The following is a 6,269-nucleotide window of genomic DNA, read 5'->3' on the forward strand; positions in this document are numbered from 1 at the left end:
CTCTTGAACGCCGTGGTGCCGGACGAATTCACCCAGGCTTTGGTCGCGCTGAACGTCGCCCGATCGGCGGGCATCGGGCGGATCGTCTATCTCTCGGTGATCCATGCGGACGTCTATGTGAACGTGCCGCATTTCGCCGGCAAATTCGGCGTCGAGCGAATGATCGAGCAGATGGGCTTCCAGGCCACGATCCTGCGCCCGGCCTATTTCATCCAGAACGACCTGATGATCGAAGACGTCATCACCGGCTACGGCACCTACACAATGCCGGTCGGCGCCAAGGGGCTCGCCATGGTCGACGTGCGTGATATCGCCGAGATCGCCGCTCTCGAGCTGCTGCGCCGCGAACGGTCCGCGGAGCCGCTTGCGCTCGAGCGGATCAACCTCGTCGGTCCGCAGACACTGACCGGGACGGATATCGCCGCTATCTGGTCCGACGTGCTTGCCCGCCCGATCAGCTACGGCGGCGACAACACCGAAGATTTCGAGCAGAATCTCAAGCAGTTCCTGCCTGCCTGGATGGCGTACGACATGCGCTTGATGGGCGAACGGTTCCTGACCGACGGCATGCTGCCCGAGGCCGGCGACGTCGAGCGCCTGACCACGCTTCTGGGCCGCCCGCTGCGTCCCTATCGCGACTTCGCCTCACAAATCGCCGGCTCCGCCTGAGGAACTGCTCTGGTCATCACCAAGGTACGGAAACAGCAGGGCGGCCTTTTGAGGAGGCCGCTCTGGCTGGCACGGGACAAATGCGCGTTCAGCCTGAACCGCCCTACTGCAGGGTGGCCTCACCAGGTCTGTCGAGTTGGGCGTTGACGCGCTCACCATCGTCGCCACCGAGGCCATCCACGAACAGACCAGCTACGCCGTCGAAATTGGTGAGCCCGTCGAATTCAATTGCCGCGCCAATCAGCTGGGCTGCCTGGAAGACAAGGTATTCGACGTCCTCGAGGGCGACGTTTTCGGCCAGATTCCTGACCCTTACATGCTCCGCCACCGCCGTGATGCTGACGATGCCGGTCTTCCTGAAGGCGACCTGGACTGCTGAACGGACGTCATCGCGCAGTCGCGCCGAGTAATCATACCGCATCGAAACCTCCCAAAGGGAATGGTTTTCTGTTCAGGTTGCACAATGCGGCAGGGGCTTGGGCTTGGCAAGTCACTAATTAAATTATACCCAAACAAATCAAATAGTTAGCATAGTTGTGCAACTGTGTGTGTTACGCCGAATACGCATCACGCTCTTCATGAGCATGACAAGCGGTTCACCCATCGCGAGGTCTTGACGCGCTAGGAGCGGTTTCCTAACTATGAGTTGAGTAAGTTGAATACTCATTCTACGTATTCATGGTGCGGAGCGAGGGAAGCGCGATGACTGACCTGGAACGCCCGGAACGGTTGCAGATCATGCTGACGTCAGACGAACTGGCGGCGCTGGAAAACTGGCGCTTTGACAAGCGCATGCCGAGCCGTTCGGCCGCCGTGAGGGAATTGCTGCGGCGCGGTCTTGCCTCGGATGGCTTCCTGACGGCGGAGCAAGGGACGAAGTCGCAAGACTTCGGCATCTTGCCAACCGCCGGCGGCAACGGCATTTCCGACGGCGGCAAGGAGTAGGGCGGTTCACCACGCGTGAGCCGCCCTGGCCCCGCAGGCCGGTCGGCAGTTGCCGCGACGCGGCGCCGGCTGGCGTAGCGGGACGAGACTCTCGGTTCAGAGGATGTTGGTCGTCACTTCGACGATTATCGCGGCACCTTCCAGGCTGCCATTGGTGACGTGCACGACGCGCGATACCCGCAGATCCTGCGTGGTTCCGTCGATCGACAGCGCAACACTTTCGCCGATCCGGGGAACCGCCTGGAAAACGGCGTCCGTGGCCTCCGGCCGGTTGTCGATCGATATGCGGCAGTTGACGGTCATGAGATGTCTCCTGTGTCGGCCCGGTGGTCAACGCAGGGTCCGCGAAATGGTTTCAGGAGGCCGGATGCAACTTAACGGCGCCCGGATTCGTAAAGCAGTAATTGCTCCATCGTTCATCGTAACGGAGCAACAGCTCGCTGGGGAGGGCGTTGGGGCTGCCCCGGCGAGCTTGATCCGATTTGCCCAGGGGCGCTGCGTCACCGAGGCATGGAGACGAGTTTCGGAACCCGCAATTCCCCGGCCATCCTTGCCGCCTGGAAGATTGTCATCAAAATCAGAATGGGCTCACCCTCGGTCGGGTTGATGGTCAGGACGACGCGGCCGAGCTCGTCGCTCATGCCGCAAGACCAATCCTTGACGGCTATCACTTTTCTCGCGGCCATATGCCTTCTCCTGAACCGGAGGTCCCCTGCGGGCTACGCCGTCTGGAGTTGGTCGACAGAACCTTCGCCTGACATTGCAACCAGCCGAAATGCGGCAAATGCGGCCAGTATTATGAAAACCGCCGTGACGTTCAGGGACATCGTCGATGCAAGGATGCCCCCGTCAAAGCAACTCAGTTCCATGGCGCTGCACCCCTTGAAGCCACTAACGGTCCGGATGATGATCCTGCTTGGGGCGAAATACAAGCGTTCACTAATACGCCGATGCGGCTGGCCAGCCCTGCGCGCTTTGAGCAGGCGAACGGTTGGTTGCTGGTTCCCGCTCAAGGGCTCGAACCTCGATTCACGCCTTCAAAGGGCGCTGTCCTACCATTAGACGAAGCGGGAAAATGCACGTTGCGCCCCACCCCTAGCCGGTTCGCGCGCCGGGATCAACGCACTGCGGCGGCAAAGCCGATTGGAAGCGCGGTGTCAGTCCGGAAAGTTGGTGACGGGTTCCTCGCAGCGGTAGACCGGGCAGCTGCCGTCACGGGTCGGGACATAGGCCGACATCGGCACCTCCGGCCAGTCGCATTCATTGCCGAACTGCCTGACATAGCGGTTATAGGTGTTGGGGCCGGTGGTCAGCACCACGGCATGGCGGCTTTGGAGCAGTTGCCGGAGTTGGTCGCAACTCATCGTGCGGGTGTCGGGCCTGGCTTCGGCGAGGCCGGTCGCGGCCAGCAGGATCGCTGCCGTCATCAAGGCAATTCGGCGCATTGGCATGGCTGTTCCCTCGAATGGATATATCGGCCGAAACTCGCATCCCGGCGGGTGGTTCCGCAACCGCCGGCTGGCCGTCTGTGGCGGCGCAACCAAATGGTCCGTCGTGCATTGCTGGGGATGGATGGCAGGAAGCCCTACGAAACCCCGCAATGGCGGCCCGGAAACGGGGATCGCGAGGCCATGTGCTGTTCTTTCTGCGGCGGGCGCGACCACAGCTATGAGGACTGTCCGCAAAGGGATACTGACGCCGATCCAGTGCCGAATGCCCCTGACCCTCCCAAGCCAGACTGATCCGCGCCGGTATGCCGCCAGCAATATGTCAAATGCGACCCGCCGGCATTCGTACATCTGACTGATGTCGTGATTTTCATCGCCGTCCGGCTACATCCTGACCTTACCGGTGTCACCGATTTCCGGGCGGCTGTCGCTGACCGCTGCCGCCAGCATCTTCACGTAGCTGACCACGGTGCCGGGGCTGTCCCAATACTGGGCGTCCTTCGGCGTCACCTTAAGCACGCGGATCGAAGGATCATCGGCACTGTCCCACCAGGCCTTGGCCGGGGTCGACCACAACTCCCTGATCTTGGCGCGGTCGTTCGAAACCGCCGCCAGACCGCTGACGGAAACATATTTCTGGCCGCCTGAATCGGCGAAGGCGAGGCCGACATTAGGCTCGGCTTCGATCTCGTCATCCTTGTGACCGTCGACATCGGTGAGGAAATAGACGGCGTTTTCGTCGCGCACCACATGCGCCGCCATCGGTCGCGAGCGGATGTCATCGCCTTCGCGAGTGGCGAGCATACAGAAGCCGATCCTGTCCATCAGCTTCCAGACCCGGTCGAGATCGCTGTTGCCGTCGCTCATTGTGTGCCTCCTTATTGAGCCGTCCACGGGGGGTGTCGGGTGCAACTCGCGCAGGCGCGCAAGGTTCCGGACATGAACTGCCCCGACTGTTCCTGGGAGGAATGTTGGAGGCGATTGCAACCAAAATGCACCGCGGCGCATTGGTGGCCATGCGCGCAATCCGCGCAGAGGGAAAAGGGGTCGACCGTGATAGATTTGGCGGGCCGTGATGCCTTGATCGCCATCACCGCCGATGCGCGGTTGGCAGCGATTGTCGATTCGTCCTTCGACGCCATCGTCAGCAAGGATCTGAACAGCATCATCACCAGTTGGAACGCGGCGGCGCAACGCATGTTCGGCTACACCGCCGAAGAGGCCGTCGGCCGCTCCGTGCTCATGCTCATCCCCGATCATCTCAAGGATGAAGAGACCGACATCATCAGCCGGGTTCGCAGGGGCGAGCTGCTGGCCAGCTACGAGACGATCCGCCGGCGCAAGGATGGCGGCCTCATCGCCGTGTCGCTGACCATTTCGCCGATCAGGAACGTGTCCGGCGAGATCATCGGCGCCTCGAAGATCGCCCGCGACATCACCGCCAGCAAGGAGAGCGAGCGCCGGATCAGGCTTTTGCTCCGCGAGGTGAACCATCGCGTCAAGAACCAGTTCGCGGTGATCCTCTCGATGATCAGGGAGACCAGCAAACGCTCGACCGATCCGCGTGAATTCGAGGAGTTGATCCGCTCCCGCATCATGGCGCTGTCGCGGTCGCACGATCTGCTGGTGAACTCGGAATGGGCCGGCGCCAGCCTCTTCGACCTCGCCCAGGAGCAGCTCAAGCCGTTCGGCCACGAGGCGCGGGTATCGCTCTCCGGGCCGCTTTTGACCCTGCAGCCGAACGCCGTGCAAAATCTCGGCATGGCATTTCATGAACTCGGCACCAACTCTTCAAAATATGGCGCGCTGGCGAGCGAGGCCGGGCGGCTCGAGATCACCTGGCGGATCGTCGAAGGCGTTTCGGACAAGCGGGAAATCCATCTGGTCTGGGACGAGACGATGCCGGTGCGCGAGGGAGAGCGGTGGGACGAAAGCACGCGCAAGGGTTTCGGCACCGTCGTCCTGCAACGGGTCGCGCCGCAATCGCTGAACGGCTTGGCGGTGCTGGATCGCAGCCCGGGCCATCTCAAATGGTCCCTGACGGCGCCGCTGGCTTCGATCATCGTTCCGCAGCTCGGCGCCGACCTGCCCGAAACCGAGCCTTCCTGAGCCCTTGAGGGTTGGTTCCATCAACCTCCCTTTGGCAGATGCGTATTCAAAAGCGGCCGCATCCTTGCCGCACCTGGCCGTGGATTCAGGAACCGCGACCCGGTGGCCGCGTTGTGGCGTCAAGCTTTCGGAGGGGACATCATGGAACAGCTCGTCGAGGAATTCGGCCATTCCACCTACACCTCGTTTCCGGTCATCGCGGCGCGGCTGTTGCTGGCCACGCTCTATGGCGCGGTCATCGGTTTCGAACGCGAATGGCGCAATCGCCCGGCCGGACTTCGCACGCATATCCTCGTCTGCGTCGCCGCCGCCACCTTCGGCATCCTGACGGTCGAGATCGTGCACGCGCCGATGTTCGCGGGGGAATCGGTCAAGGTCGATCCGATCCGGGTGGTCGAGGCGGTGACCGCCGGCGTCGCTTTCCTCGCCGCCGGCTCGATCATGTTTTCGCGCGGCGAGGTGCATGGGCTAACGACCGGCGCCGGCATGTGGCTGGCGGGCGCGATCGGCGTCGCCTGCGGACTGGGTCTTTGGCAAGTGGCCGGGTTCGGCACGCTGATCGTGCTGATCGTTGCCGGCTTTCTGCGCCGGTTCGAACGCGGACCCGGCCTTGCCGCCGGTGATGAAGGCAGTCAGGCAAAGGCGGAGAAGGAGGGGGCCTCGGCCCGATCAAAGGGAGGGCGAAGATAATCCCGTTCGCCGAGAGATGCCGTGACTGGTTTCACCGAAGAAGCCGGCCAGCAGATCGGCCGTGCGCGCCGGGTTCTCCTCGGGAAAGAAGTGCCCGCCCGGCATCGCCTGGCCGCGCACATCGTCGGCCCAGCCGCGCCACAGCGCCAGCGGCCCGCCTTCGCCGGCATACCATTGCGCCAACGCGCCCTGACCGCTCCATAGCGCCAGCAGCGGGCAGCGAATGCGCCGGCCGGCTGCGTTGTCGGCATGATCGTGCTCGCGGTCGAGCGTGGCTGCCGCCCGATATTCCTCGCAGATGGCATGGGCGTGGGCAGGCGCGCGCAAGGCCTCGACATAGGCCCGACGCACTTCGGCTGGAAACGCCGATGGCGGCGAGCCCCAGCCGTTGAGCGCATTGTCGACGAC

General features: G+C 62.9%; 9 protein-coding genes, 1 tRNA gene and 1 pseudogene. 4 read left to right on the forward strand and 7 right to left on the reverse strand.

All coding sequences use genetic code 11. The features are described from left to right. A partial coding sequence (locus EN750_RS14220; protein WP_127396791.1) for an NmrA family NAD(P)-binding protein occupies window positions 1–669 on the forward strand: 669 nt, incomplete at its 5' end. Window positions 670–772: 103 nt separating this feature from the next. On the opposite strand, the gene EN750_RS14225 is transcribed toward EN750_RS14220, so the two are convergent. Then, entirely contained in the window at window positions 773–1,090 is a 318-nt protein-coding gene (locus EN750_RS14225; protein WP_127269194.1) for a hypothetical protein, read from the reverse strand. A gap of 281 nt (window positions 1,091–1,371) precedes the next feature. On the opposite strand from EN750_RS14225, the gene EN750_RS14230 reads away from it, so the two are divergent. Continuing rightward, window positions 1,372–1,614, forward strand: a complete 243-nt coding sequence (locus tag EN750_RS14230) for a hypothetical protein (protein ID WP_127396792.1) — start codon at window positions 1,372–1,374, stop codon at window positions 1,612–1,614. A 96-nt stretch (window positions 1,615–1,710) separates the two neighbouring features. On the opposite strand, the gene EN750_RS14235 is transcribed toward EN750_RS14230, so the two are convergent. The 5 genes from EN750_RS14235 to EN750_RS14260 form a co-directional block, all read right to left on the reverse strand. Continuing rightward, on the reverse strand, window positions 1,711–1,917 hold the full coding sequence (locus EN750_RS14235) for a hypothetical protein (protein ID WP_127331684.1): 207 nt from the start codon (window positions 1,915–1,917) through the stop codon (window positions 1,711–1,713). Window positions 1,918–2,114: 197 nt separating this feature from the next. Further along, a complete protein-coding gene (locus EN750_RS14240) occupies window positions 2,115–2,300 on the reverse strand; it encodes a hypothetical protein (RefSeq protein WP_127396793.1) in 186 nt (61 codons plus the stop codon). A gap of 313 nt (window positions 2,301–2,613) precedes the next feature. Further along, window positions 2,614–2,687, reverse strand: a tRNA-Gln gene (locus EN750_RS14250). Between the two features lie 84 nt (window positions 2,688–2,771). Beyond that, window positions 2,772–3,065, reverse strand: coding sequence for a hypothetical protein (locus EN750_RS14255; protein ID WP_127396795.1), 294 nt, complete (start codon window positions 3,063–3,065; stop codon window positions 2,772–2,774). Window positions 3,066–3,446: 381 nt separating this feature from the next. Next, entirely contained in the window at window positions 3,447–3,929 is a 483-nt protein-coding gene (locus EN750_RS14260; protein ID WP_127396796.1) for a pyridoxamine 5'-phosphate oxidase family protein, read from the reverse strand. Window positions 3,930–4,115: 186 nt separating this feature from the next. On the opposite strand from EN750_RS14260, the gene EN750_RS14265 reads away from it, so the two are divergent. Continuing rightward, a complete protein-coding gene (locus tag EN750_RS14265; RefSeq protein ID WP_127396797.1) occupies window positions 4,116–5,171 on the forward strand; it encodes a PAS domain S-box protein in 1,056 nt (351 codons plus the stop codon). A gap of 141 nt (window positions 5,172–5,312) precedes the next feature. Next, window positions 5,313–5,861 carry an MgtC/SapB family protein gene (locus EN750_RS14270; RefSeq protein WP_127271137.1) on the forward strand — a complete coding sequence of 183 codons (549 nt, stop codon included), beginning with the start codon at window positions 5,313–5,315 and terminating at the stop codon, window positions 5,859–5,861. On the opposite strand, the pseudogene EN750_RS14275 reads toward EN750_RS14270, so the two are convergent. Beyond that, a pseudogene (locus EN750_RS14275) lies at window positions 5,841–6,269 on the reverse strand (alpha/beta hydrolase); the annotation flags it as partial. The gene EN750_RS14270 and the pseudogene EN750_RS14275 overlap by 21 nt on opposite strands.

It is taken from the genome of Mesorhizobium sp. M7A.F.Ca.ET.027.03.2.1 (genome assembly GCF_003999175.1).
In the GTDB taxonomy this organism is placed as follows: Bacteria; Pseudomonadota; Alphaproteobacteria; order Rhizobiales; family Rhizobiaceae; genus Mesorhizobium.